22 protein-coding genes and 1 tRNA gene are annotated in these 23,879 nt (G+C 71.8%); 13 read left to right on the top strand and 10 right to left on the bottom strand.

Translation table 11 applies throughout. From position 1 onward, the window contains the following. Positions 1–30 precede the first annotated feature (30 nt). Both ACXJKD_RS00150 and ACXJKD_RS00155 read left to right on the top strand, forming a co-directional pair. Complete coding sequence (locus ACXJKD_RS00150; RefSeq protein ID WP_457252308.1) at positions 31–651, top strand: TetR/AcrR family transcriptional regulator; 621 nt, start codon at positions 31–33, stop codon at positions 649–651. Between the two features lie 67 nt (positions 652–718). After that, positions 719–802 (top strand) — tRNA-Leu (locus tag ACXJKD_RS00155). 18 nt (positions 803–820) lie between these two features. Here the strand turns inward: ACXJKD_RS00155 and rdgB are convergent. Beyond that, entirely contained in the window at positions 821–1,444 is a 624-nt protein-coding gene (rdgB, locus tag ACXJKD_RS00160) for an RdgB/HAM1 family non-canonical purine NTP pyrophosphatase (RefSeq protein ID WP_457252309.1), read from the bottom strand. Further along, positions 1,444–2,190 (bottom strand): ribonuclease PH, encoded by a 747-nt coding sequence (gene rph, locus ACXJKD_RS00165; RefSeq protein WP_457252310.1) that lies wholly within the window; start codon positions 2,188–2,190, stop codon positions 1,444–1,446. The genes rdgB and rph overlap by 1 nt, the downstream gene beginning before the upstream one ends. 57 nt (positions 2,191–2,247) lie before the next feature. On the opposite strand from rph, the gene ACXJKD_RS00170 reads away from it, so the two are divergent. Further along, on the top strand, positions 2,248–3,048 hold the full coding sequence (locus ACXJKD_RS00170) for a deoxyribonuclease IV (protein WP_457252311.1): 801 nt from the start codon (positions 2,248–2,250) through the stop codon (positions 3,046–3,048). 16 nt (positions 3,049–3,064) lie between these two features. Here ACXJKD_RS00170 and ACXJKD_RS00175 read toward each other — a convergent pair whose 3' ends face one another. The 6 genes from ACXJKD_RS00175 to clpS all read right to left on the bottom strand — a co-directional run bounded on the left by ACXJKD_RS00175 (position 3,065) and on the right by clpS (position 7,122). Continuing rightward, entirely contained in the window at positions 3,065–3,784 is a 720-nt protein-coding gene (locus ACXJKD_RS00175) for an MBL fold metallo-hydrolase (RefSeq protein ID WP_457252312.1), read from the bottom strand. A gap of 124 nt (positions 3,785–3,908) precedes the next feature. After that, positions 3,909–4,418 carry an ASCH domain-containing protein gene (locus ACXJKD_RS00180; RefSeq protein ID WP_457252313.1) on the bottom strand — a complete coding sequence of 170 codons (510 nt, stop codon included), beginning with the start codon at positions 4,416–4,418 and terminating at the stop codon, positions 3,909–3,911. Further along, the gene (locus ACXJKD_RS00185) at positions 4,415–5,194 is read right to left on the bottom strand and encodes an MBL fold metallo-hydrolase (protein ID WP_457252314.1); all 780 of its coding nucleotides are present in this window, start codon (positions 5,192–5,194) and stop codon (positions 4,415–4,417) included. Before ACXJKD_RS00185 ends, ACXJKD_RS00180 begins: the two co-directional genes overlap by 4 nt. Then, complete coding sequence (gene murI / locus ACXJKD_RS00190; RefSeq protein ID WP_457252315.1) at positions 5,191–6,012, bottom strand: glutamate racemase; 822 nt, start codon at positions 6,010–6,012, stop codon at positions 5,191–5,193. The genes ACXJKD_RS00185 and murI overlap by 4 nt, the downstream gene beginning before the upstream one ends. Before the next feature lie 146 nt (positions 6,013–6,158). Beyond that, positions 6,159–6,830 carry a DUF2017 domain-containing protein gene (locus ACXJKD_RS00195; protein ID WP_457252316.1) on the bottom strand — a complete coding sequence of 224 codons (672 nt, stop codon included), beginning with the start codon at positions 6,828–6,830 and terminating at the stop codon, positions 6,159–6,161. Position 6,831: 1 nt separating this feature from the next. Next, entirely contained in the window at positions 6,832–7,122 is a 291-nt protein-coding gene (gene clpS, locus ACXJKD_RS00200) for an ATP-dependent Clp protease adapter ClpS (protein WP_457252813.1), read from the bottom strand. A 61-nt stretch (positions 7,123–7,183) separates the two neighbouring features. On the opposite strand from clpS, the gene ACXJKD_RS00205 reads away from it, so the two are divergent. The 10 genes from ACXJKD_RS00205 (at position 7,184) to ACXJKD_RS00250 (ending at position 20,494) form a co-directional block, all read left to right on the top strand. Further along, a complete protein-coding gene (locus tag ACXJKD_RS00205) occupies positions 7,184–8,479 on the top strand; it encodes a nicotinate phosphoribosyltransferase (RefSeq protein WP_457252317.1) in 1,296 nt (431 codons plus the stop codon). Between the two features lie 37 nt (positions 8,480–8,516). Next, positions 8,517–9,125 (top strand): isochorismatase family protein, encoded by a 609-nt coding sequence (locus ACXJKD_RS00210; protein ID WP_457252318.1) that lies wholly within the window; start codon positions 8,517–8,519, stop codon positions 9,123–9,125. Between the two features lie 63 nt (positions 9,126–9,188). Further along, complete coding sequence (locus ACXJKD_RS00215; protein WP_457252319.1) at positions 9,189–9,662, top strand: nitrite reductase (NAD(P)H) small subunit; 474 nt, start codon at positions 9,189–9,191, stop codon at positions 9,660–9,662. A gap of 211 nt (positions 9,663–9,873) precedes the next feature. Next, positions 9,874–11,262, top strand: a complete 1,389-nt coding sequence (locus ACXJKD_RS00220) for an MFS transporter (protein ID WP_457252320.1) — start codon at positions 9,874–9,876, stop codon at positions 11,260–11,262. Between the two features lie 22 nt (positions 11,263–11,284). Continuing rightward, positions 11,285–13,501, top strand: a complete 2,217-nt coding sequence (locus ACXJKD_RS00225) for a molybdopterin oxidoreductase family protein (RefSeq protein ID WP_457252814.1) — start codon at positions 11,285–11,287, stop codon at positions 13,499–13,501. Beyond that, positions 13,498–15,147 carry an FAD-dependent oxidoreductase gene (locus tag ACXJKD_RS00230; protein WP_457252321.1) on the top strand — a complete coding sequence of 550 codons (1,650 nt, stop codon included), beginning with the start codon at positions 13,498–13,500 and terminating at the stop codon, positions 15,145–15,147. The genes ACXJKD_RS00225 and ACXJKD_RS00230 overlap by 4 nt, the downstream gene beginning before the upstream one ends. A gap of 10 nt (positions 15,148–15,157) precedes the next feature. Next, on the top strand, positions 15,158–17,737 hold the full coding sequence (gene nirB, locus ACXJKD_RS00235) for a nitrite reductase large subunit NirB (protein WP_457252322.1): 2,580 nt from the start codon (positions 15,158–15,160) through the stop codon (positions 17,735–17,737). Continuing rightward, entirely contained in the window at positions 17,734–18,171 is a 438-nt protein-coding gene (gene nirD, locus ACXJKD_RS00240; protein WP_457252323.1) for a nitrite reductase small subunit NirD, read from the top strand. Before nirB ends, nirD begins: the two co-directional genes overlap by 4 nt. Beyond that, positions 18,168–19,382, top strand: coding sequence for a uroporphyrinogen-III C-methyltransferase (cobA, locus tag ACXJKD_RS00245; RefSeq protein ID WP_457252324.1), 1,215 nt, complete (start codon positions 18,168–18,170; stop codon positions 19,380–19,382). The genes nirD and cobA overlap by 4 nt, the downstream gene beginning before the upstream one ends. 20 nt (positions 19,383–19,402) lie before the next feature. Beyond that, entirely contained in the window at positions 19,403–20,494 is a 1,092-nt protein-coding gene (locus ACXJKD_RS00250) for a uroporphyrinogen-III synthase (RefSeq protein WP_457252815.1), read from the top strand. A gap of 46 nt (positions 20,495–20,540) precedes the next feature. Here the strand turns inward: ACXJKD_RS00250 and ACXJKD_RS00255 are convergent, their stop codons facing one another. Next, entirely contained in the window at positions 20,541–22,442 is a 1,902-nt protein-coding gene (locus ACXJKD_RS00255; RefSeq protein WP_457252325.1) for a bifunctional metallophosphatase/5'-nucleotidase, read from the bottom strand. 139 nt (positions 22,443–22,581) lie between these two features. Next, positions 22,582–23,856, bottom strand: coding sequence for a homogentisate 1,2-dioxygenase domain-containing protein (locus ACXJKD_RS00260; protein ID WP_457252326.1), 1,275 nt, complete (start codon positions 23,854–23,856; stop codon positions 22,582–22,584). Between the last annotated feature and the right edge of the window lie 23 nt (positions 23,857–23,879).

Here is a 23,879-nt window from a genome sequence, read left to right on the forward strand (position 1 = left end):
CCATGATGAGATTAGGGTACCGTGAAACTCGTGTCAACGCCCTACGAGCTCACCGGTCGATCCCGCCAGAAGGTGCGAACCCGCGACGCGCTGGTCGCCGCCGCGCGTGATCTCGTCGCGCAAGGTGGAACCGCGCCAACCGTCGAGTCGGCCGCTGAGGCGGCATCGGTCTCGCGCACGACCGCCTACCGGTACTTCCCCACTCAGAAGGCTCTGCTGGTCGCTGCGCATCCCGAGATCAGCGCGAAGACCCTCGTCCCTGAGGACGCCGGCGACGACCCGGAGACCCGACTCCTGGGCGCGGTCGACGCCTTCATCAGGATCGTCGTGGACACCGAGCACCAACAGCGAACCATGCTGCGGCTCTCGCTGGACCCGGACATCTCGCGCGAGTCACTGCCGCTCCGTCAGGGGCGCGCCATCACGTGGTTCGAGGAGGCCCTCGCCCCCCTGCGTCCGCGCCTCTCCGACGCTGAGATCCATTCACTGGCACTGTCCGTCCGCAGCGCCGTCGGCATCGAGTCGCTGGTCTGGTTCACCGACATCGCTGGGCTCACCCGCGAGGAGGCGGCCCATCGGATGCACTGGTCCGCGCGAGCCCTCCTTCGGCAGACGCTCGCGGAAGCCGGTCTCGGGAGCTCGACCGGCTGACGCTCAGGCGCGTGGCCACCGCAGGGGGCCAGCGCGCCCACGGCGTCTGCGTAGAATTGCCGCGCTCGCCGGAGTGGTGGAACTGGTAGACACGCGGCACTTAGGATGCCGTGCCTTAGGCGTGGGGGTTCGAGTCCCCCCTCTGGCACCAATGCCTGACGTGTGGGGCTCAGCCGAGGAGCTCGCGCAGGTGCGGGACCATGGCGCGGAAGGCCTTGCCGCGGTGCGAGATGGCGTTCTTCTCCTCGGGGCTCAGCTCTGCCGCGTGGCGGGTGTCGCCCTCCACGACCAGGACCGGGTCGTAGCCGAAACCGTTGGCGCCCTTGGCCTCGCGCGCCAGCGACCCCGCCATCCGGCCCTCCGTCGCGCGGACCGTGCCGTCGGGCAGGGCGAGCACCGCAGCGCAGACGAAGGCCGCGGCGCGGTGCTCGTCCTTGACGTCGGCGACCTGGGCCAGCAGCAGGTCGAGGTTCGCCCGGTCGTCGCCGTGCCGCCCCGACCAGCGCGCCGAGAAGATGCCCGGCGCACCACCGAGCACGTCGACCGCGAGGCCGGAGTCGTCGGCGAGCGACGGCAGGCCGGTGTGGGCGGCGAGCGCCACGGCCTTGAGGCGGGCGTTGCCCTCGAAGGTCACCTCGTCCTCGACGACGTCGGGCGCACCGTCGAACTCGGACGCCCCGACGATCTCCAGGCCGAGCTCCTCGCACACGTCGGCGAGGATCGCCCGCAGCTCGCCGACCTTGTGGTCGTTGCGGGTGGCAAGGACGACCCGGCACACAGGCTGCGCTGACATCAAAGGACGCGCTCGCGCGGGGTCGTGGCGAGCGCCTCCTGCTGCTTGAGGGTGAGGTCGGCGCACCCGACGGTGGCCTTGTCGAGCAGGAGGTTGAGCATCTCGCGGTCGAAGGGCGCACCCTCGGCGGTGCCCTGCACCTCGACGAACCGCCCGTCGCCGGTCATGACGACGTTCATGTCGGTCTCGGCCGTGGAGTCCTCTGGGTAGTCGAGGTCGATGACGGCCTCCCCCTTGACGATGCCCACGGAGACCGCCGCGATCGAGCCGGTCAGGGGCTGGGCGTCCTTGCGGATCAGGCCCTTGGCGCGGGCGTCCTCGATGGCGTCGACCAAGGCGACGTAGGCGCCGGTGATCGAGGCGGTGCGGGTGCCGCCGTCGGCCTGCAGGACGTCGCAGTCGAGCACGATGGTGTTCTCGCCCAGGGCCTTGGTGTCGATGATGGCGCGGAGGCTGCGACCGATGAGCCGGCTGATCTCGTGGGTGCGCCCGCCGACCTTGCCCTTGCGGGACTCGCGGTCGGAGCGGGTGTTGGTCGACCGCGGGAGCATCTCGTACTCCGAGGTCACCCAGCCGGTGCCCTTGCCCTTTAGCCAGCGCGGCACGCCCTCGGTGAACGACGCCGCCACCAGCACCCGGGTGCGGCCGAACTCCACGAGCACGCTGCCCTCGGCGTGGTCGAGCCAGTTGCGCGTGATGCGCACCTCGCGGGTCTGGTCAGGGGTGCGTCCGTCGTGGCGAGTCATGCGGCAAGGCTAACGGGGGCGTGCCGGGCGTCGGTGGCCCGGCCTAGGGTGGGAGCCATGGCTGACACCACTCGTCTCGGCGCCCACGTCGACTCGGCCGACCCCGTCACCGCTGCCCGGGAGCGCGGCGCCGGGTTGAGCCAGTTCTTCCTCGGCAACCCGCAGGGCTACAAGGGTCCTGAGTACGCCTACGACGGCGGGCCGGAGGCGTTACGGGCTGCTGCGGAGGCCGCAGACGTCGACCTCTACATCCACGCCCCCTACCTCATCAACGTCGCCTCGACGAACAACCGCATCCGCATCCCCAGCCGCAAGCTGCTCCAGCAGTTCATCGACGCGGGTGCGCTCATCGGGGCCAAGGGGCTCATCGTCCACGGCGGCCACGTCGAGCAGGCCGCTGACGTCGACAAGGGCATCGACAACTGGCGCAAGGCGATCGAGGCCACCGACCTCAAGATCCCGCTCCTGCTGGAAAACACCGCAGGCGGCGACAACGCCATGGCGCGCACGCTCGAGCGCATCGCCCGGGTCTGGGACGCGATCGGCACTGCCGAGGGGTCCGACAACGTCGGCTTCTGCCTCGACACCTGCCACGCCCACGCCGGCGGCATCCCCCTGGCCACCGCGGTCGACGACCTCCGGGCCATCACGGGTCGGATCGACCTGGTCCACTGCAACGACAGCCGCGACGAGTTCGACTCCGGAGCCGACCGCCACACCAACCTCGGCGAGGGACTCATCGACCCCGACGAGCTGGTGGGCGCAGTGCGGGCAGCCGGGGCCCCCGTCGTCATCGAGACCCGTGGCGGGCTCGAGGGACAGCAGGCCGACCTGGACTGGCTCCGCGCTCGGCTCTGACGCGGGTGGAGACCGCTCAGTCGACCAGCGGGTGCGTGGCGAGGAACCGGCGGATGTGCTCGCGCGGCTGGTCGGCCAGGTGCGGGCCGTGGGTGAAGGCCGCCGTCGAGTAGTCCAGCTCGGCGAGCCGGTGGGCGGTCTTCTGGGTCAGGGCGAAGTTGGAGCAGAACGACTTGATCGGCCAGCGCAGGCCGCGGACGTTGAAGATCGAGTCACCGGTGATCAGCACCCCCGACTCGCGGTGCAGGTATGCCGCGTGGCCGGGTGAGTGCCCGGGCGTGTGCACGACCTCGAGACCACCGGCGACGTCGAGCACCTGGCCGTCGGTCAGTCGCTCCCCCACGGTGACCGGCGGGAACCCGTTGGTGCCCATCAGCCTGGTCATGATCCTGGCCACGAGGAACGACTGGTCACGCTGAGCGGTGTGCCCGGCCTCGGCGTACGGGGCGTCGTCCTCGTGGATGCCGAAGTCGAGCCCGGTCTGCTCGGCCACGTGTGCTGCCCCGCCGGCGTGATCGGGGTGGGCGTGCGTCAGCAGCAGCCGCGTGACGTCCGACGGGCCGGAGCCGATCGACGCGAGGGCGGCCATCACCTTGGGCCCGGACTGCTTGATGCCCATGTCGACCAGCGTCACCTGGCCGTCGGCGTCACGGAGGATGAAGCCGTTGACGAAGTCCCCGAGGAGGGGGATGCGCCAGACACAGGACGCGATGGGGACGGCTGCCGCTCTGGCCATGCTGCGAGCCTAGGCGATCACCTGCCACCCCGCCCTTCTCCACTTCTGGCCGCCCATGCCGCACCGACTGCCCCTGAGGCGGCCCGCACGCGGCACCAGTGGCCGGAAGTGCGCGGGGAACCGGTCAGTCGGCGAGGTCCGGGGGCCAGAGGAGCGTGAACCGCTCGAAGCAGACCTCCAGGTCCTCGGCGAACGCGATGCCGAGCCCGGCACACTGGCGCTCGTAGGCCGCGCGGTGACCGTCGAGCCAGGTCTGCAGGGTGCGGTCGTACTCCCCCTCGTCCCACGCGAACCGGGTGTCGACGCTGTGGAACGGGCCGAGCCGCAGCTCCGTGGTGCGCAGCACGGCACGGGGCACCCCGGCTCCGTCGCAACAGACCCAGCAGGCCCCCAGCGGTGGGAACGGGTCGCCCGACGCGAGGTATCCCGCGACGAGGGTGGCGGTGGCCCGCTTGGCGCCCCCGACGATGAGGCCAAGGATCTCGTCGGCGACCTCGGGCGTGCTGCCGAAGCAGATCACCTCGGTGTCGTCGCGGCGTGGGACCTCGGGGTGGGCGGCGAGGAAGTGGTCGTACATCCGCAGGCCGGCGTCCCGGTCGACCGGCACGGAGGGGCCGGTCGGGTCCCCGCTCACGAGCTGCCGCCCACCTCGTAGGTCGCGCCCTGGAAGGCCACGTCCAACGGACCGGACCAGATCGCGGCGGCCTCCGCGCGGCATACCTCGGGGTCGTTCCACGGCGGGATGTGGGTGAGGACGAGGCGACGGACACCCCCGGCCGCGACCGCTGCGGCGGCGGCGCGTCCACCCGACAGGTGGATGCCCTGGGTGTCGTCGCGCCCCTCGACGAACGCGCTGTCGGTCAGCGCGAGGTCGGAGCCGGCCAGGAGCGGGGTCAGGGCCTCGCAGGTGTCGGTGTCGCCCGTGTAGGCGATCACCGCGCCGTCGGCTTCGACGCGGAAGCCGTAGGCCTCGACCGGGTGGTTCACCCGGTATGCCGTGATGGTGAACGGACCGACGCGACTCACCTGGGTGTCGGCCAGCTCGTGCACGGCGAACTCGTTGGTCATGCCCCCGTGCTCGAGGCCGTGGTACATCAGCGCGAAGCGCTCGTCGGCGCCGGAGGGCGCATGCACCGGGAGCTGGCCCTCGACCGGGCCGCTCGGGCGGTACTTGCGCGTGACGTAGAGGCCGCAGACGTCGACGCAGTGGTCGGGGTGCAGGTGGCTGATGAAGACGGCGTCGAGGTCGGCGAGGTCGACGTAGCGCTGGAGCGGGCCGAGGGCGCCGTTGCCGAGGTCGAGGACGATCGACCAGGAGCGCCCCTGGTGGTCAGCCTGGATGAGGTAGGAGGAGGCGGGGGACGCGGGCCCGGCGAAGGAGCCGGAGCAGCCGACCACGGTGAGCCTCATCGAGCCACCACGACCGTCCGCACCACGGAGTTGCCGTAGACGTCGCCGACCTCCGGCCCGAGGAACCGGCGGGCCAGAGCCCGGAACTCCTCGGCATCGCCGGTGGTGGTGAACCCGTGCTCGGGTGCGGGCAGGTGGCCCGGCCGAAGCAGGTCGCGGTCCGCGAGCACCCGGTAGACGTCCTTGGCGGTCTCGTCGGCGGAGGAGACCAGCGTGACGCCGTCGCCCATCACGTAGGAGATCGCGCCCGTCAGCAGCGGGTAGTGCGTGCAGCCGAGCACCAGGGTGTCGACGTCGCGGTCGACGAGCGGCGCCAGGTAGTCCCTCGCGACGTCGATGACCTCCGGGCCACTGGTGACGCCGGACTCGACGAACTCGACGAACCGCGGGCAGGGCACGCTGGTGACCTCGAGGTGTGGGGCGGCGGCGAAGGCGTCGACATAGGCGCCGGACTGGTGTGTGCCCCGCGTGGAGATGACGCCGACCCGGTGGTTGCGGGTGGCGCGGGCAGCGCGACGGACCGCAGGCCGGATGACCTCAACCACCGGCACCTCGTAGCGCTCGCGGGCGTCGTGGAGGACGGCCGCGCTCGCGGTGTTGCACGCGATGACGAGGGCCTTCACGCCGTGGTCGACCAGGCGGTCGAGGCACTCGAGCGCGAACTCCCGGGACTCGGCGATCGGCCGTGGTCCGTAGGGCGCACGGGCCGTGTCGCCGAAGTAGGCGATCGACTCGTGGGGCAGCTGGTCGAGGACGGCCCGGGCAACGGTCAGCCCGCCATAGCCCGAGTCGAAGATCCCGATGGGTGCGTCCGCCACGGGGTCAAGGCTAGGTGCCGACCCCGGTCTCGTCCTCATCCTTCCGGCGTCTCGTGTGTCACACGGTCGCTCTCTCATGCAAAAGGCGAGTTAGCGCCGCGGCTGGCGGCGCTAACTCGCCTTTTGCATGAGTGGTCACCGGGAGGTCAGGGCGCCAGCGCGTGCGCCAGCGTCTCCTGGAGCCAGGTGAGGAAGTCGTAGACGGCCAGGGCGTAGACCGCGGGGTCGTCGTCCTCGAGGCCGGACACCTGCTCCTCCAGCAGCTCCATGTCGTCATCGTGCTTGAGCCCGAGCCGCTCCCCCAGCACGAGGCGCACGTCGGTCAGGGCGATGAGCAGGGCGAGGGCCTGCGGCTGCTCGAGGGAGATCTTCTGGTCGTCGATGGCGGCCAGGGCCGTGATCGCCGTCGTCAGGTTGGCCGCCTTGCGCGCCCGGAGCCCGTCCTCGGTGAGGCGACGGAACTCCGCGGCCACCTGCTCGTCCTCGCGGTTCGCCGTGGGGAAGATGCGCTCGAGGGCGGGGTCGCGCGGCTGCGGGACGGCGCCGGAGAGCTCGGGCACCTGGTCGGCCGCGGACAGCGAGATGCCCATCCCGATGCTGCCCAGCCCGGCCACGATCCGGTCGAACTCGTCCTCGTCGGTCGGGTCGGTCGCGTCGGTCGCGTCGGTGGCGTCGGTCGGTTCGGTCCCGAGGTCGGGCTCCGGCTCGGGCTCGACCAGCTCGAGCACCTGTTCCATCAGCCCGACCACCAGCCCACGCTCAACGGCGTCGAGCTTGGCGACGAACCGCCCGTCGCGGCGTTTGAACCCGCGGGCCACGTCAGCTGTCCTTCTGGAAGGTGGCCCACAGGCCGTAGCCCTGGAGTGCCTCGGTGTCGGTCTCCATGCGTTCGCGGGCGCCGGTCGACACGACGGCGCGGCCCTTCACGTGGACGTCCATCATCAGCCGCTCGGCCTTGGCCTTGGAGTAGCCGAAGTAGGTCTGGAAGACGAACGTCACGTAGGACATCAGGTTGACCGGGTCGTTCCACACCAACGTGATCCACGGGACATCCACCTCCGCCAGCTCGTCGGTGGAGACACTCTCCTGCTGCACGGGCGCGATGGACATCACCGCAGTTGACGTCATGGAGGGGACAGCATGGGGCACGGGTCCACCTTAGGCTGCGACCGTGACCCCGCGTTCACCCAGCACCGCCCTGTTGACCGACCACTACGAGCTCACGATGCTCGAAGCCGCCCTGCGCAGCGGGGCGGCCTCGCGCCGCTGCGTCTTCGAGGTGTTCGCCCGCCGGTTGCCCGACGGTCGTCGCTACGGCGTGGTGGCCGGCACCGGTCGGCTGCTCGACGCGATCGAGCGGTTCCGCTTCGCGGACGACGAGCTCGAGCACCTGCGCGAGGTCGTGGACGAGCCCACCCTGGCCTTTCTGGCCGACTACCGCTTCGACGGCGACGTCTGGGGGTATGCCGAGGGCGAGAGCTACTTCCCCGGCTCACCGGTGCTCGTGGTCGAGTCCGACTTCGCCCACGGGGTGGTCCTGGAGACGCTCGTCCTCAGCATCCTCAACCACGACAGCGCGATCGCCTCAGCGGCGTCGCGGATGACGTCGGCGGCGGGCGAGCGGCCCTGCATCGAGATGGGGTCGCGCCGCACGCACGAGGAGGCGGCGGTGGCCGCCGCCCGCGCGGCATACCTCGCCGGCTTCGCCACCACCTCCAACCTGGAGGCAGGACGCCGGTTCGGGGTGCCGACGGCGGGCACCGCCGCGCACGCCTTCACACTCCTGCACGACGACGAGCGGGAGGCCTTCACGGCCCAGATCGCGGCGCTCGGCAAGGGCACCACGCTGCTCGTGGACACCTACGACGTGGCGACCGCGGTGGCCCTCGCCGTCGAGCTGGCAGGGCCCGAGCTCGGTGGCGTGCGGCTCGACTCGGGTGACCTGCTGGCGCAGGCCCGCGAGGTGCGCGAGCAGCTCGACCGGCTCGGCGCCACGCAGACCAAGATCGTGGTGACCAGCGACCTCGACGAGTACGCCATCGCCGCGCTGGCCGCGGGCCCGGTGGACCGCTACGGCGTGGGCACGTCCCTGGTCACCGGCTCTGGCGCCCCGACCGCCGGCATGGTCTACAAGCTGGTGGCCCGGAGCGACGACGACGGCGTCATGGTCGGGGTCGCCAAGAAGAGCAAGGACAAGGCGTCGGTCGCCGGGCGCAAGTACGCGCTGAGGAGGCGCAACGCCAAGGGCATTGCCGACGCCGAGGTGCTCGGCATCGGCGAACCGCCGGTCGACGACGGCGACGACCGCGAGCTGCTCGTCCCCTTGATGACGTCCGGACGCACCGTCTCGACGTCGACCCTCGAGGACGCCCGAGAGCGCCACGCCGCGTCCCTCGCCGAGCTCCCCCGGGCTGCCCTGCGGCTGCAGCGCGGCGAGCCCGCCATCCCCACGGTCTACGAGGACTGACCACGCGTCGGCCCGCGGTGGGCAGTAGCGTCGCGGCATGAGCCGCGCGCTGGTCATCGTCGACGTGCAGAACGACTTCTGTGAGGGCGGCTCGCTCGCCGTCGCGGGAGGAGCGGAGGTGGCGCGACGGGTCAGCGAGCACGTGGTCGCCCACCTCGACGACTACGCCGCGATCGTCGCCACGGCCGACTGGCACGAGGATCCGGGCGCACACTTCTCGACCGACCCCGACTTCGTGGACAGCTGGCCGGCACACTGCCGGGTCGGCAGTGACGGCGCGCTCTTCCACCCCGCTGCCGGGCCCGCATTCGAGCACGTCGAGGCGATCTTCCGCAAGGGTCACCACAGCGCCGCCTACAGCGGTTTCGAGGGTTTCACCGTCGAGGCCGACCGCAAGGTCGCCCTCGCCGACTGGCTGCGCGACCGGGCCATCGAGCAGGTCGACGTCGTGGGGATCGCCACCGACCACTGTGTCCGCGCCACGGCTCTCGACTCCGCGGACGAGGGCTTCGAGACGACTGTGCTGCTCGACCTCACCGCGGGCGTCGCCGCCGAGACCACGAGGGCAGCCCTGGCCGAGCTCGCCGCCGCCGGGGTGGAGACAACCGGCGCACCTGGCCTGACGGCTCACGCGCCCCCTGACTGAAGGTTTACCGGGACGACACACGGGCACCCTCATCGCGAAACAGGCGGTCCCTAGCGTGGCGGCGTGGACCAGGACCCCGATGCTGCCGCCGGACCGCGGACGGCGTCCGCGCGGGTGGCGTCGGCGCGGGTCGCGTCGGTGCGGATGGCGCCCCACCTGGTGGCGCTCTGCGGCCTCAAGCACGTGCCGACCCGGCACGGAGCGGCCATCACGGTCGCGGGCGTGGCCCTCGCACTGTTCCGCGCCGGCGACCGGGTCTGGGCGGTCCACGACCACAACCCCTACACCGGGTGCGGCGTCGCCGGTGGCCGGATGTCACGGGTCGGCCGCACGCCGGTCGTCGTGTCGCCGATGTACCACCTCGTGTTCGACCTGCGGACCGGCGCCTGCCTGAATGCGGTCGACCTCCCGCAACAGCGTCTGCGCACCGTCCCGGTGGAGGTGGTCGCGGACGTCGTCCACGTCGACGTGACTGACCTCCGGGCTGACCAGCTCCACCGCGCCGACCGGGCCGTGCCCGCCCGTGTCAGCGCCTAGTCAGCGGGCACCCGCCCCGTCGATCTCCCCACTTCTGGCCAGCCGTGCGCCTTCGGACCCCGGGTCCGGGCCCCGCGTGCCGCCTGCGTGGCCAGAAGTCGGGGAGGGGTCGCAGTTCTCACAACCACTCGGGACCCCTTGTGCGGCAATGGTTACGGAGCCTTTACGGCAGTCGTCGGGACGGGAAACACGGTCTTGCCACGCTGACTGCGTGACCACGAACCTGAGCCCCGACCCCACGACCGCGACGTCGCCGACCACGACCACGCCGCCCCCGTCGTCCACCACCACGGCCGCCCCCACGCACCGCAGCGGCCGCTGGATCGACCACTGGGATCCCGAGGACCCCACCTTCTGGCGCGGCGGCGGCCGCGCGATCGCCCGTCGGAACCTGACCCTGTCGGTGTTCGCCGAGTTCCTCGGCTTCTGCGTCTGGGCCCTGTGGAGCGTCGTCGTGCCGCTGCTCCCCGGCGCGGGCTTCAGCCTGACCCTCGACCAGCAGTTCTGGCTGATCGCCGTGCCGAGCCTGGTGGGCGCGACGGTGCGGATCCCCTACACCTTCGCGGTACCGCGCTTCGGCGGCCGCAACTGGACCATCATCTCGGCCCTCCTGCTGCTCCTGCCGGCGTCGGCCCTCGCATGGGTCGTGAGCGACCCGTCGTCGTCGTTCGGGCTGCTGCTCGCCTGCGCCGCGCTGGCCGGCTTCGGCGGCGGCAACTTCGCCTCGTCGATGACCAACATCTCCTTCTTCTTCCCCGAGGCCGAGAAGGGCAAGGCCCTGGGCCTGAACGCCGCAGGCGGCAACCTCGGCACCGGCCTCGTGCAGCTGGTCGTGCCCGCTGTCATCGTCATCGGCGCCGGGACGCACCTCGAGCGGGCCGGGCTGATGTTCATCCCGCTGGCCATCCTCGCGGCCGTCCTGGCCTGGCGGGGCATGGACAACCTCACGGGCGCCAAGGCGGACTACCGCAGCTTCGCTGCTGCCACCCGCAACCGGCACACCTGGATCATCTCGTTCCTCTACATCGGCACCTTCGGGTCGTTCATCGGCTACTCGGGGGCCTTCCCGACCCTGCTCAAGACCCAGTTCCCCGAGACGCCCACGACGATCGCCTTCCTGGGCGCGCTGATCGGGGCGCTGACCCGACCGCTCGGTGGCATCGTGGCCGACCGGCTCGGTGGTGCCCGCGTCACGATCGCCTCGTTCACCCTCCTCATGGTCGGCGCGATCGGTGCCATCGAGGGCCTGAAGTCGCACAGCTTCGTCGTGTTCTTCGGGTCGTTCCTCGTCCTGTTCGTCGGAGCCGGCATCGGCAACGGCGCGACCTACCGGATGATCCCTGCGGTCTTCCGCGCCGGTGTCAGCGCCGACCGCCTCCCCCTCGCGCGCAAGACGGCCGCCGGGTGCATCGGCATCGCCGGCGCAGTCGGCGCCTACGGAGGCTTCTTCATCCCCCGTGGCTTCGCGATGGCCAAGGAGACCTACGGCTCGCTCGTGCCTGCGCTGTGGGTGTTCGTGGTCGCCTACGCCCTCATGGCGGCAACGACGTATGCCGTGTACGCGCGGCGCGGCTCCGCCCTCGCCGCCGAGTCGATCTGAGCCGGGAATCCTGTTGACCCCCATTCCTCTCGCCACGGGCAGTCCGACTCCCAGCGACAGCGCTGCTGGGAGCCCGGGTGTCGCCACCCACTGCCCGTACTGCGCCCTGCAGTGCGCCCAGACCTTGACGGCCACCCCTGGACTCGACGGTGCCAACGGCGTCACCGTCGAGGGCCGGGCCTTCCCCACGAACCGGGGCGGTCTGTGCCAGAAGGGCTGGACGAGCGGAGAGTTGCTCACGACTCACGACCGACTCACCACCCCGCTCGTCCGGGGGCACGACGGCGAGCTGGCGCCGTCGAGCTGGGAGGACGCCCTCGACCTCGTGGCAGATCGGCTGCTCGTCATCCGGCAGGAGTCCGGCCCGGACGCCGTCGCGGTGTTCGGTGGGGGCGGCCTCACCAACGAAAAGGCTTACCAGCTGGGCAAGTTCGCCCGGGTGGCCCTCGGCACCGCAAACATCGACTACAACGGGCGGTTCTGCATGAGCAGTGCCGCAGCCGCCGCCAACCGGTCGCTCGGGGTGGACCGGGGCCTGCCGTTCCCGCTGACCGACCTGGGCGGGGCCGACGCCATCCTCCTGCTCGGGAGCAACCTCGCCGAGACCATGCCTCCGTCGGTGGCCCACCTCGCCGAGGTGCGCGCTCGAGGAGGGCTCGTCGTCGTCGACCCGCGCCGCAGTGCCACCGCCGACCTCGCGGCGGACGAGCAGGGGCTGCACCTCCAGCCGGTGCCCGGCACCGACCTCGTGGTCCTCCTCGCACTGCAGCACGTGCTGCTCACCGAGGGCCTCGTGGACACCGACTACGTGGAGCGACGCACGAACGGGCTCGAGGACGTCCGGCGGCGCTCGGCGCTGTGGTGGCCGGAACGCGCCGAACAGGTGTGCGGCGTGCCCGCCGACGTCCTGCGCGACGCGGCCCGACTGCTCGCGGCCGCCAGCCCGTCCCGGGGCGGCGCCGGCGCCTTCGTGCTCACCGGCCGGGGGGCCGAGCAGTCCCGCCAGGGCACCGCCACGGTCTCGGCGGCCATCACGCTGTCGCTGCTGCTCGGGCTACCGGGCCGGGTGGGCAGCGGGTACGGCGCCGTCACCGGCCAGGGCAACGGCCAGGGTGGCCGCGAGCACGGGCAGAAGTCCGACCAGCTGCCCGGCTACCGCATGATCGACGACCCCGCGGCGCGCGCCCACGTGGCGAAGGTCTGGGGCGTGTCGCCGGAGTCGTTGCCCGGCAAGGGAATGCCCGCCGTCGAGCTGCTGGCCTCGCTCGGGACGGCCGACGGTCCGCGCGCGCTGCTGGTGCACGGCTCCAACCTCCTGGTCAGCGCCCCGAACGTCCACCGCGTGGCGGACCGCCTCGCGGCCCTCGACCTGCTCGTGGTCTGCGACTTCGTCCCCTCCGAGACGGCGTTGCTGGCCGACGTGGTCCTCCCCGTCACCCAGTGGGCCGAGGAGGAGGGCACCATGACCTCCCTCGAAGGTCGCGTCATCCGGCGACGCAAGGCGGTCGACCCACCCAGCGGCGTCCGCAGCGAGCTCTGGGTCTGGGCGCAGCTGGCGGCCCGCCTCGAGTCGGCGGGCACCTGGGACACCGAGCCGACCCTGGTCTTCGACGAGCTCGCCCGGGCCAGCCGCGGGGGCCGCGCCGACTACAGCGGCCTCAGCCACGCGCGGCTCGACGGCGACCAGGCCCTGCACTGGCCCTGCCCTGCCACCGCCGACGGGGAGCCCGACCACCCGGGCACCCCACGACTGTTCGCCGAGTCGTTCTCGACTCATGACGGGCGGGCCCTGATGGTCGCGGTCGACCACCTCGGGCCGGCCGACGACCTGCGCCCCGACGCTCCCCTCTACCTCGTGACCGGCCGGGTCCTGCAGCACTACCAGTCCGGTGCCCAGACCCGGAGGGTCCCGGCCCTGGCCGGCGCCGTGTCCGGCGCCTTCGCCGAGGTCCATCCCCTGCTGGCCGCGCGGATCGGGATCGGGGACGGCGAGCGGGTGCGACTGACCACGGCACGGGGGTCGCTCGCCGTCCCGGCCAGGGTGACCGACTCGATCCGCCCCGACACGGTGTTCGTGCCCTTCCACTGGGCCGGCACCGGCAGCGTCAACCGGCTCACCAGCGACGCGACCGACCCCGTCTCGGGCATGCCCGAGTTCAAGGTCTGCGCCGTGGAGGTCACCTCCGCGCGGGTGCGGCCCGCAGCTTCGCCGCGACCGACGGCAGGGGTGTCGGCATGACCCGCCTCGTCGTCATCGGCAACGGCATGGTGGGCTCCCGGTTCGTCGAGGACCTGCTGGCCGCCGACACCAGCGGCCGCTACGACATCACCGTCGTCGGGGCCGAGGCGTGCGAGCCCTACAACCGGGTGCTGCTGAGCGAGGTCGTGGCAGGCAAGCACGACCTCGCCGCGCTCACCCTCCCCACCCCCACCAGTCCCCGGCTGACCGTGCTGCGCGGGGCGCCCGCCGCGCACCTCGACCGGGAGGACCGCGTCGTCGTGACCGCGGACGGCGTCCGACTGCGCTACGACCGCCTCGTGCTGGCCACCGGGTCGGCGGCCCGGGTGCCCCCACTGCCGGGCCTGCGCAGTGCCGACCCACTGCACGGTGACGAACACCAGCACAGTGCCGACCCCCTGCGCACCGACGACCTGGCTGCCGGCGTCCACGCGCTGCGCACCATCGACGATGCGCGTGAGGTCGTGGCCGCCACCCTCAACGCGACCCGGGCCGTGGTGCTCGGCGGGGGCGTGCTCGGGATGGAGGCGGCCTGCGGTCTGGCCCGGCGTGGCGTCGTCGTCACCGTGGTGCACCCCGCGAGCACGCTCATGGAACGCCAGCTCGACGCCGAGGCAGGGCGGGTGGTGGAGCTCGCGATGGCGCGCCTGGGCATCGACCAGCGCGTCGGCGTCGGGGCCACCAGCGCCGTCGTCGACGGTGGGCGCCTGACGGGACTGCGCCTCGACGACGGCGAGCTCGTGCCAACCGACCTCCTGGTGCTGGCGACCGGCACCGTGCCGAGCACGGCGCTGGCCGCGAGCGCCGGGCTCGGGGTGGACCGCGGGGTCGTGGTGGACGACGACCTCCGCTCCCCCGACGACCACCGGGTCTTCGCGATCGGTGACTGCGCCCAGCCCCCTGAGGGCGGCACCGGGCTGGTGGCCCAGGGGTGGGAGCAGTCACGACGACTTGCCGCCCACCTCTGCCGCGCCTCCAGCGCCTCCAGCTCCTCCAGCGCCTCCAGCGCCTCCGGCCAGGCCACTTCCACCCTCACCGTCAGCACCGACCTGGCTCGCCGGTCGTCGACGTCCGGCAGCGACGTGGTCCGGCTCAAGGCCCACGGCCTCGACGTCGTGACCATGGGCGTGTGCGGTTCGGCTCGCGCGGACGACCCGGCCCAGCGCACCCTGCGCCTCAGCGACCCGGACGTCGGTCGGCACGTCGAGGTCGTCGTCTCCGGGGGTCGGCTGGTCGGCGCCACGTGTGTGGGCGCCGGCGCCGTCGCCGCCGACCTGGTCACGACGTACACCCGGCGCACGCCCGTGCCCGCCGACCCGGCATACCTGCTGCTGCCGGCCCTCGCACCGCACCAGGGGGGCGGGCCCACCTCCCCCGCCGACCTGGCCGACGACGCCGCGGTCTGCCGGTGCAACGGCGTGACCAAGGCCGGCATCGAGGCGTGCGTCCGGGACGGCGCGACCAGCGTCGCGGAGGTCGCCACCGCCACCCGCGCCACGACCGGCTGCGGTGGGTGCCGCGACGGCGTGTGCGCCCTCCTCGACTGGCTCACACCCGCGTCCTCACCCGAGCGCGCCGACACCGGTGAGAACGACGTAACGAAGGGGAAACACATGATCCACAGCACCGAAACGGCGGGCTCCTAACGTGGCCGCCATGGTCCAGCCCACGGCTCCGCGCCAGCTCGTCGTCGTCGGCGGCGGGATGGTCGCGCGCCGGCTGGTCGATGCCCTGCGCTCGCGGGACGTGGCGGGCCAGTGGGCGGTGACAATGCTCTGCGAGGAGCCGCGCGCTCCGTATGACCGCGTCGCCCTGACGTCGTACTTCACCGGTCGCGACCCCGACGACCTGGCGCTGGGTGGCCAGGAGCTCTGGGACGACCCGCTGGTGACGCTGCGGCGCGGCGTGGCCGCCACGTCGGTCGACCGCGACGCCCACACCGTCAGCACCACCGACGGCCGCGTCCTCCCCTACGACTCCCTCGTGCTGGCGACCGGTTCGTATGCCGCCGTGCCCCCGGTCCCGGGCAAGGACCTGCGCGGCGCGTTCGTCTACCGCACCATCGACGACGTCGCCGGGCTGCGCTCCTACGTGGAGAGCCTCCGCACCGAGGTGGACCGCCCGCTGCGCGGAGCAGTGGTCGGAGGCGGCCTGCTCGGGTTGGAGGCGGCCGGTGCACTCACGGCCCTCGACGTGCACACGACCGTCGTCGAGTTCGCTCCCCGGCTGATGCCACTCCAGGTCGACGAGGGCGGCGGCGAGGCACTGCGCCGGCTCATCGAGGCCCTGGGCGTCAGCGTCCGCACTGGCACCGCCACCGCCAAGATCGTGGGGCGACTCGGACGGGTCTCCCGCATGGAGTTCGCCGACGGGGCGCCGCTCGATGTCGACGTGGTCGTCTTCGCCGTCGGCGTGCGTCCCCGCGACGAGCTGGCCCGCGAGTCCGGTCTCGAGGTCGGCGAGCGCGGTGGTGTCGTCGTCGACGACGCCTGCGCCACGAGCGACCCGGCGGTCTGGGCCGTGGGCGAGGTCGCGTGCATCGGTGGCCGCACCCTCGGCCTGGTCGCCCCCGGCTACACCATGGCCGAGGTCGTGGCCGACCGGCTCCTGGGCGGCGAGGGCACCTTCCCGGGGGCCGACCTGTCCACCAAGCTGAAGCTGCTCGGGGTCGACGTCGCGTCGTTCGGCGACGCCTTCGCGGCCGAGCCCGGTGGGCTCGAGGTGGTCATCTCCGACCCCGTCGCCGGGGTCTACAAGAAGCTCGTGATGTCCGACGACGCCCGCACCCTTCGGGGCGGCATCCTCGTCGGCGACGCCAGCGCGTATGCCGCGCTGCGCCCCATGGTGGGCCGCGCGCTGGGCGGCGACCCAGCGGCATACCTCCTCCCCGAAGGGGCCGCACCGGCGCCCGCCGGCGACCTCCCGGACGACGCGGCCGTGTGCTCCTGCAACAACGTCACCGCCGGTGCCATCCGCTGCTCGGTGACCGACGCGGGCTGCACCGACCTCGCCGGGGTGAAGGCGTGCACGCGGGCCGGCACGAGCTGCGGCTCCTGCCTCCCCCTCGTGAAGCGGCTGGTCACCACCGAGTTGGAGAAGTCCGGCATCGCGGTGAGCAGTGCGCTGTGCGAGCACTTCGAGCTCTCCCGCGCGCAGCTCTTCGACGTCGTGCGGGTGCAGGGGCTGACGACCTTCAGCGAGATCATCGCCCGGCACGGCACCGGCCGCGGCTGCGACATCTGCAAGCCGGTCATCGGGTCGATCCTCGCCTCGCTCGGCACCGGTCACATCCTCGAGGGCGAGCGGGCGTCCTTGCAGGACACCAACGACCACGTGATGGCCAACCTCCAGAAGGACGGCTCCTACTCCGTCGTCCCACGCATCCCGGGCGGTGAGGTCACCCCCGAGGGCCTGATCGCCATCGGCGAGGTCGCCCAGGACTTCGGGCTCTACACGAAGATCACCGGCGGCCAGCGGATAGACCTGTTCGGGGCCCGGATCGAGCAGCTGCCGAGGATCTGGAAGCGGCTCGTCGACGCGGGCTTCGAGTCGGGCCACGCCTACGGGAAGTCGCTGCGCACGGTGAAGTCCTGCGTCGGGTCGACCTGGTGCCGCTACGGCGTGCAGGACTCCGTGGGTCTGGCCATCGCGCTCGAGCTGCGCTACCGAGGGCTCCGCTCGCCGCACAAGCTCAAGCTCGGGGTGTCGGGCTGCGCCCGCGAGTGCGCCGAGGCGCGTGGCAAGGACGTCGGGGTGATCGCCACCGACCACGGCTGGAACCTCTACGTGGGCGGCAACGGTGGCTTCACCCCGCGCCACGCCCAGCTCCTTGCCGAGGACCTCGACACCGAGACCTTGGTGCGCACGATCGACCGCTTCCTCATGTACTACGTCCGCACCGCCGACCGCCTGCAGCGGACGGCGGCCTGGGTGGAGGACCACGAGGGTGGCCTCGATGCCATCCGGGCGGTCGTCCTCGAGGACTCGCTCGGGATCGGCGCCGACCTCGACGTCGCGATGGCCGGGCACGTCGACGCCTATGAGGACGAGTGGGCCGCTGCCCTGGACGACCCCGAGACGTTGCGGCGCTTCGGGTCGTTCGTCAACGCACCCGACCAGCCCGACGACACCTTGGCCTACGTCAGCGAGCGCGGACAGCCGCGTCCGGCCACGGATGCCGAGCGCGCCGACTCGGGCGTCCTGATCGCCGGGACGACGCTGGAGGTGCGGCGATGAGCGTGGAGGTCGGCGCCGACCTCGGCACCAGTGTCGAGGTCGGCTCGGGGGCGGTCGCCGCGAACGACTCCACCGTGACGTGGCACGAGGTGTGCGTGCTGGCCGACCTGTCCCCGGAGCGCGGCGCCGCCGCCTTCCTCGACGGCGTGCAAGTCGCGCTCTTCCGCACCCACGACGACCAGGTGTATGCCGTGCAGCAGCTCGACCCCTACAGCGCCGCGAACGTGATGTCGCGAGGGATCGTCGGGAGCCGGGGCGAGGTGCCGACCGTCGCGTCGCCGATGTACAAGCAGGTGTTCGACCTGCGCACCGGTGAGTGCCTCGACGCGGTGGGCAAGGAGCCGAAGCCCTTGGCGTCCTATGCCGTGACCGTCCTCGACGGCGTCGTGCGCGTCGCCGTGCCCGGCTCCGGTCCCCCCGGCGGTGCGGGATGACGACCCTGGTCGGCCTGGACGTCACCGGTCGGCGCGTCGTCGTGGCCGGCGGTGGACCTGTGGCCGCCCGCCGCGCCAACGCCCTGGCCCACGACGGAGCCGTTGTCACGGTCGTCGCCCCACAGCTGTGTGAGGACCTGGTCGACGCGGTCGCCGACGGCACGGTCGCGTGGGTCGACCGCGAGGTGGTGGAGGGCGACCTCGCCGACGCGTGGCTGGTCCACGCCGCCACCGACGACCCGGGCGTGAATGCCCGGGTCTCGCAGTGGGCGACCGCCGCCCGGGTCTGGAGCGTGTGCGCGAGCGATGCCGAGCTCGGGACGGCCCGCACCCCTGCGACCACCGAGCACGCCGGCCTGCTCGTCGGGGTGGTGTCGGCCGGCGACGCCGACCCGCGCCGGGCCAGGGCCGTGCGCGACCAGCTCGAGTGGACCCTGCAGTCCGGCGAGGTCGACCTTCGCGGCCGGCGTCGACGTCCAGGCGCCCAGGGACGGGTCGTGCTCGTCGGCGGCGGCCCCGGGGCCGCCGACCTGATGACCCTGCGGGCCCGCAGAGTGCTCTCCCAGGCCGACGTGGTGGTGACCGACCGGCTGGGACCGACCAGCGTCCTGGCGGACCTGCCGCGCGACGTCGAGGTCATCGACGTCGGCAAGACCCCCGGCCTCCACGCCGTGACCCAGGACGAGATCAACCGCATCCTGGTGGACCACGCCCAGCGGGGTCGGCTCGTGGTGCGGCTCAAGGGCGGCGATCCCTTCCTCTTCGGTCGCGGGGGCGAGGAGGCGCTCGCCCTGGCGGCCCACGGCATACCGGTCGAGGTCGTGCCCGGAGTGAGCTCGGCCCTGTCGGCTCCGCTGGCTGCCGGCATCCCCGTCACCCACCGCGGCACCGTCGCCGCCGTGCACGTCGCGCACGGTCACGGCCGGCTCGACGACACCGCAGTCGGTGCCGTGGTGCGAGGCGAGGCGACCCTCGTGGTCCTGATGGGGATCAGCCTGCTCGCCGACCACGTCGCCCGCCTGCTGACCGCCGGGGCCTCGGAGCAGGTCCCCGTGGCCGTCATCGAGGACGCCAGCCTCGACTCTCAGCGCGTGACCCGGGGCACCTTGTCGACCATCGCCGCGACCTGCGCCGCGCGGCAGGTGCGCGCCCCCGCGGTCGTCGTCGTGGGTGCTGTTGCTGCCGAGGGCTTCCTGGCAGCGCCACCGTGAACACCCGTCTGGGCCAGGTCATGACCGGCTGCGTCGTGCTGGTGACCGCCGACCGCCGCTCCGGAGAGCTGGCGTCGGCGCTGACCCGGCGCGGTGCCACCGTGCGTCACGCCCCGGCCATGAGCATCGTGCCGCACGAGCACGACGACGAGTTGCTGGCCCACACCCGAGAGCTCCTCGACGCCCCGCCCGACATCGTGGTCATCACGACGGGCATCGGGTTCCGGGGGTGGGTGGAGGCCGCCGACGCCGCCGGACTGGCCGACCAGCTGGTGCAGGTGCTCTCCGGGGCCCGGATCATCGCGCGGGGCCCCAAGGCGCACGGGGCGATCCAGGCCGCAGGGCTCCAGGCGGACTGGGTGGCCGAGTCGGAGACCAGCGCCGAGATCCTCGACCTGTTGCTCGCCGAGGGCGTCACCGACCAGGTGATCGCGGTGCAGCACCACGGCGCCGGGGCCGACGGGCTCGACACCGAGCTCGCCGCCGCGGGGGCGCAGGTCCGCAGCCTGGTCGTCTACCGCTGGGGCCCGCCACCGGACCCGGTCGCCCTCAAGCTGTCCGTCATCGCTGCTGCCGACGGCGAGATCGACGCCGCCGTCTTCACCTCGGCGCCCGGGGCTGCGGCCTGGCTCGCCGAGATGGACGCCCAAGGGGTCGGGGACGAAGTCGTGGCGCGCATCCGCAGCGGCACCATGGTCGTGGCCGCCGTCGGTCCTGTCACCGCAAAGCCGTTGCAGGAGAGAGGAATCCAGCCGATCATCCCCGACCGCGGACGGCTCGGGGCCTTGGTCCGCGGGCTCGTCAACCACTACGAGCAGGCCCAGACCTCCGCGGTCCAGACGACCGCCGGCCGACTCCAGGTCAGGCGCACCGTGGCCCTGCTCGACGACCACGTGCTCCCGGTGTCACCCAGTGGCCTCGAGGTGCTGCGGGTGTTGGCCGAGGCAGGCGGTGAGGTGGTCACTCGCGCCCAGGTGCTGTCCGTCCTCCCCGGGGACTCGACCGACCCGCACGCGGCGGAGGTGGCCATCGCCCGCCTGCGCGAAGCCGTGGGGCACAAGGGCATGGTCAAGACCGTGGTCAAGCGCGGGTACCGGCTGACCACCACGTGACCCATGACGTGACCTGACGTGACCCTCGACCTGACCTCGTCCTGACCTAGTGGCGGCCGCCCTCGGCGGCTCCCTCGACGACGACCGGCTGGCCGTTCGAGACGAGCTTCCAGTCGTAGGTCGTGAAGGTGGTCGGGTCGATCACGCCCTGCTCGGTGGTCCAGTCGATGAGCAGCTGCCGGATCTCGACCTGCGCGTTGTAGAGGACCGGCGCCGTGGTGACGCCCGGGAAGCCGCCACCACCGGACTGGCGGTAGTTGTTGATGGCGATGACGAACCCGGCCGACGGGTCGACGGGCTGGCCGGCATAGGTGAGGTTCGTGATCCGCTGTCCCGCCGGCTGGGCGATGTCGATGTCGTAGGCCAGCGAGGCGTCGAGGCCACCCATGATGTCGTAGTTGTAGTCGGGGATCGGGGTGCCGTCCACCGGCGGTCGCAGCGCGTTCGTGACCGAGTCCGGCGTGAACGGTCCGGTGCCGGTGACGGTCTTGAAGTAGGCCGCGGAGTACTCGAGGTAGGCCTTGACCTGCGCGCCAGTGAATCGGATGCCGAGGAGCGTGTTGTCGTAGATGTACAAGCCCGCGACGTCGCGGACGGTGACGTTGCCCGCCGGGATCGCGGCGTCCCGGTTGAAGGGCGCGGCGATCGACAGGACCGGCAGCGACTCGTCGGGGGTGCCGGCCAGGGCTGCCTTCACGGCGGCGGCCTGCACGTGGTTGATGAAGTCGATCGCCGCCGTGTCCTCGAACCGCGCGGTCGCCGCCGACATGGCCAGGGTGCAGGTGCCGATGACGGAGTTGACGTAGGTGCGCACCACCGCGTGGTCCTCACCGACGAGCTCGGCGACCTCCGGGTCCTCCGGGACGGTGTTCGCGTTGAGCAGCGTCGCCCCCGAGCTGGTCAGGTGCCAACGGCCCTTGGTGAACTCGAGGACGAAGTCCATGACGGACAGCCGCATCCCCCACTTGAGCGGCTCGGTCAGGAGGACCTTCTTGCCGGACGTGACCTTGCTGGGCACGAGCAGCTCGACGACCTCCTCGTGGGCATGTCCCACGAGCACCGCGTCGACGCCTGCGACCTCTTCCGCGAGCTGGCGGGAGGCGTTCTCCGGCACCGGCAGGGCGTCGCCGTACGACGAGCCGGGCTTGGAGCCGGAGTGGCACGAGACGATCACCAGGTCGCACCCAGCCTGCTTCAGGCGCGGGACCATCACGGTGGCCTGCTCGACGATCCCCGGGAACTTCACGAGCCCCTCGACGTTGGCCTTGTCCCAGATGGCGACGCCGGGAGTGACCAGACCGAGGATGCCGACCTTGACCGGCTTGCTCCCCCTGACCTTGAAGGTGCGGATCACAAAGGGCTTGAAGATCGGGGCGCCGCTGGTCCAGTCGACCGAGTTGGCGCTGAGCAAGGGGAAGTCGCACTGCGACTCGAAGGTCCGCAGCGTGTCGAGCCCGTAGTTGAACTCGTGGTTGCCCAGGGCCGCAGCGTCGTAGCCGATCGCGTTCATAGCCTTGGCCATCGGGTGCTTCGAACCGGCCGTGATCGGGTCGACCTTGGCGTAGTAGTAGGCCAACGGGGTGCCCTGGATCGTGTCACCCGCGTCGAGCAGGAGGGTGTTCTGGGCCCCACGCTCGGCCCGGACGGCGCTGACCAGCGTGGCGATCTTGGCCAGCCCGATGTCGTTGTGTGTCGAGTCGTCGTACTCGACGTCCTTGAAGTAGTCCCAGTTCAGGGCGTTGCCGTGGGTGTCGGTGGTGCCCATCACGGTCAGCCGGAACGTGGGCGTCTTCGTCGTCGGTCGGCCTGCCTCAGGCACCGCGTCGGCCCTCGGGGCACTGGCGAAGAAGGCCGCTCCTGCCCCTCCGACCACCGCGAGCGCGAGCATCTCGCGACGGCTCTTCTCGTGCTGGACGAGGTCCTGAACGGCAGTGCGGGCAGACGTCACGATTGCCTCCAACGACAAGTGGCCGGGAGCGGGGGTGGGGTCCCGGGTGCGCGTGCCTCGTCGTCGTCGACGGGGCGGGTCTTTCAGCCTAACCCGGGCACGACATGACAGACCATGCCGAAGTGGCAAAGTCTGGCGGTCAGCCGATGCTGTAGTCGGACCCGTCCTTGGTGCGCCCGCGGCTCCACGACCAGGCGTACTTCCCGTCGTCGACGGCGCGGCCACCCTCGCCGAGCTCGAGCGGACGGAAGGTATCGACCATGACGGCCAGCTCGTCGAAGTACTCGACGCCGATCGACGCCTCGGACGCACCGGGCTGCGGCCCGTGGGCATGACCTCCCGGGTGCACGGAGATCGAGCCCTTGCCGATGCCCGAGCCCTTGCGCGCCTCGTAGTCGCCGTCGACGTAGAACATGATCTCGTCACTGTCGACGTTCGAGTGGTAGTAGGGCACCGGGATCGACAGCGGGTGGTAGTCGACCTTGCGCGGCACGAAGTTGCAGATGACGAAGTTCCAGCCCTCGAAGACCTGGTGCACCGGCGGGGGCTGGTGCACCCGCCCCGTGATCGGCTCGTAGTCCCGGACGTTGAACGCGTAGGGGTAGAGGCACCCGTCCCAGCCCACGACGTCGAGCGGGTGGAACGGCAGGGTGTGCACCGTCCCGACGATCCCGCCACTACTCGACTGGCCGTTGCCACGGTGCTTGATGTAGACCTCGGTCTCGTCGTCCGCCTTCGCACCGACGTCCTCGGCCAGCAGCGGACCGGCCGGCGCGCGCAGGTCGCGCTCGCAGTAGGGCGCGTGCTCGAGCAGCTGGCCGTACTTGGACAGGTAGCGCTTGGGCGGCGCGATGTGGGAGTTGGCCTCGATGCAGTAGGCCCGCAGCGGCTCCGTGGTCGAGCGCTTCGGGATCCAGCGGTGCGTCGTCGCCCGCGGGATGACCAGGTAGTCGCCCTCGGCCACGTCGAAGGCCCCGAACACGGTCTCGACCCGCGCCTTCCCGCGCTCCACGTAGACGCACTCGTCGCCGATCCCGTTGCGGTACCACGGGCTGGGAGCCCCGGCCACGGCATACGAGATGCGCACGTCGCCGTTGCCGAGGACGAGGCGACGTCCGGTCACGACGTCGGTGTTCTTGACGTCCTTGGCCTCGAAGAGGTCGTGCAGCTTGAGGTGCCTGGGCATCAGCGGGTGGTTGGGCGTCGTCGACAGGTCGCCGATCGTCCACTCGCGTGCGCCGGCAACGGTCGAGGGGATGTTGCGGTGGTAGAGCAGCGAGGAGTCGGAGGAGAAGCCCTCCTCCCCCATCAGCTCCTCGTAGTAGAGCTCACCCTGCTTGCCCCGGCCGGCCGGCCGGCGGTGCTGGGTGTGCCGCTTCGGCGGGATGTTGCCCTGGTGCTGGTAGAACGCCATCGCTCACTCTCTCGTCCGGTTGG

The sequence above is a fragment of the Pedococcus sp. P5_B7 genome (assembly GCF_054049895.1).